At 67.4% G+C, this 2,512-nt stretch carries 2 protein-coding genes; one reads left to right on the forward strand and one right to left on the reverse strand.

Translation table 11 applies throughout. The annotated features are described in order from the left end of the window. Positions 1 to 319: 319 nt before the first annotated feature. The gene (locus DVH02_RS26305) at positions 320 to 1,273 is read right to left on the reverse strand and encodes an alpha/beta fold hydrolase (RefSeq protein ID WP_114626343.1); all 954 of its coding nucleotides are present in this window, start codon (positions 1,271 to 1,273) and stop codon (positions 320 to 322) included. Positions 1,274 to 1,425: 152 nt separating this feature from the next. Between DVH02_RS26305 and DVH02_RS26310 the strand changes: the two genes are divergently transcribed. Then, entirely contained in the window at positions 1,426 to 1,785 is a 360-nt protein-coding gene (locus tag DVH02_RS26310; protein WP_114626344.1) for a winged helix-turn-helix transcriptional regulator, read from the forward strand. The last annotated feature ends 727 nt before the right edge of the window (positions 1,786 to 2,512 follow it).

Raw genomic sequence — 2,512 nt, forward strand, 5'->3', positions numbered from 1 at the left:
TGTCCTGAGGACCGATAAGGGGGCTGGTTGGCACAGGAGACGCTTTGGGGAGGGTCGGAGCACCCTGTGGCTGTCTGTGGGTGAGGGGCGGGGGGCAGTGGCCCGGGTGCCCGAACGCCCTCTCATAGCGATAGGGCAGCTCCTGGAGTGCTCCTGTGTCGGTAGCTCCGCCAAACGCACTCCCTGACACATAGCCTCCGGGGCAGGGCTTCAACGGGCCCCTCCCCGGCCGCCCGACACCCGACAGCGGGTCACGAGTCCCCGTCGGCACCCTGGACGACAGGGGGGAGCAGGGCGGCGAGGGCGCGCGAGCGGCCGGTCACTCCGCCGGGAGGGCCGAGGACCACTCCGTCAGCAGCTTCACGTACAGCGCCGGGTCGAACTGGTGCATCATGTGGTGCGCTTCCGGGCGCGACTCGTAGTCGACCTTGGCGCCAGCGGTCGCCATGATGTCCTGCGCCTTCTGTGCCTGCTCGTCGGAGAGCGACCCGACGAAATCGCCCGTCTCCGGGTCGACCGCCCGATTGTGGTGGGTGATCAGGACAGGCGTCTTGACCTGGGCCAGCATCCGGTCGTGGGGAGAGTTGAGGCCGGCGGTTCCCTCGAAGAACGCCCGCGCCCACTCGGGGTCGTACTCCTTGAAGTTCTGAGGCGGCTCCGCGCTCGCCGGGAAGAACCTCGCGAGCTTCGACGACGAAGCTTCGGCCGCAGCGCAGAAGGCGGCCCAGTCACCGATGGACCACTGGTCACCGAGGTGTTTGCTGAGCAGCTCGAAGAACGGGCCCGCTCCCTGGCGAATGTTGTGCCCGAACGCGGGGACCAGCTCGGAGGCGAAGAACGGTGCGTCCTCGCAGAGCGCGCCCCTGATCTGGCCGGGGAGCGAGTACGCCGACAGCCAGGCGGCCAGGACCCCACCGGACGAGTTCCCCGACACGATGACCGGACGCCGGATCACCAGCGAGATGAAGCGCACCAGGTCGTTCCCGAAGTTGTCCAGGCTGTACCGCTTCGGAGTCCAGGTGCTCCGTCCCTGTCCGCGCAGGTCGACGGCGAACACGTGGAAGTCCTCGGTCAGCAGCTCGATCGCCGGCTCGTAGCTCCACCAGGAGCCCGTCTGCTCGGGAATGAGCAGGAGTGCCGGCTTGTCCGGTGAGCCCGCCTCCGCGTAGTTCATCGTGATCTCACCGAGGTTCACCTGCTTCTCGGGGTAGGCGTGGGCAACAAAACCGCCGCGACCCAGCGGATTCGGATGAGTGGTTACCTTGCCGGTCATATGCGTCTCCGTATATCTCGTCCCGGTCGGGCCCGGCGCCCGGCGGAGCCGATGTGCCAGCCGTGGCCCTCGACAGCACTGTTCGATATCTCTTGTATACCTAGTGGCAGAAGTAGACTGCAACGAGATCAGGTATCGCCGAGGAGACCCACGTGAAGCCAGCAGAACTCGATGACGACGGCCGTCAGCTGCTCAACCAGCTGTTCGACAAGTGGTCTTTGCTGGTGCTGGACGGGTTGTGCGAGCGTCCCAGGCGCTTCAACGAACTTCGGCGGCAGCTGCCCGCCATCACACCGAAGTCCCTGACCACGTGCCTGCGACGGCTGGAGCGCAACGGCATGGTCGAGCGTGTGGTCGTGTCCACGGATCCGGTGGCGATCGAGTACAGCGTCACCCGCCTGGGCCGGACCCTGCGGTCCCCCCTTCAAGCCATGCTGGAATGGTTCGTCGAGCACCTCGACGAAGTCGAAAGCGCCCGCTCCGACTACGACGAGCAACGTCTGCCCGGCTGACACACCCGCCGCGTCATCGCACAGGACAGCGCCGACGCCATGCCGACCCCCAGCACGAGGAAGAGCAGGCGGCGATCCCCGGGCCCGCCCACCAGCCTTCAACAACCGTTTCGAATCAGGCGTGTCGCGCCCTGGCCACATGCAGGAACTCGGCCCACCCGCTGGGAGAGATGTGCCGCGTGAGGCGGATGCGACATCTCCTGGAGTCCTTCTGTGCCGGTAGCTCCGCGAAAGGCACTCCCCGACACAAGAACCCCATCCAGAGCCCCAACGGGCCCTTCCCCGGCTCCTCCCAGGCTCTTTCCGGGCCGCTTGGTGCTCGTGTGGCACTCAGCAGCGGGTGGTGACCAGCGGGGCATGAGTCCCAGCTCACAGCGGACGGTCAGGCGCTGAGCCGGGGCCGGGCCACCCCATGCAACTGCCGCGTGCCCCGCAGGGCGAACCGGCCCGGCGGCCAGCAGCCGGGCCGGGCAACGATCCTGGCTTCCCTGGGAACCCTTTCCCCGGGCCGCCCCTCCCGCGTACCTGCACTTGCGCCGCAGGGGCGGGTGTCAAGGGTGGAGCGAAGCGGAATCGGCGGAGCCGACGCGACGAAGGAGCGCCCTTTACTCCCGGCCCGGAGGCGCGAAACTCAAACCGGAGAGGGGCGGCCCCCGCCCGTCATGAATGGTGCTGGTTCAGCTCGCTTACCTCTTGGTACTGACCCGCAGAACGCAGTGGATGGTGA

This window comes from Streptomyces corynorhini (assembly GCF_003346515.1).
Classification (GTDB): Bacteria; Actinomycetota; Actinomycetes; order Streptomycetales; family Streptomycetaceae; genus Streptomyces; species Streptomyces corynorhini.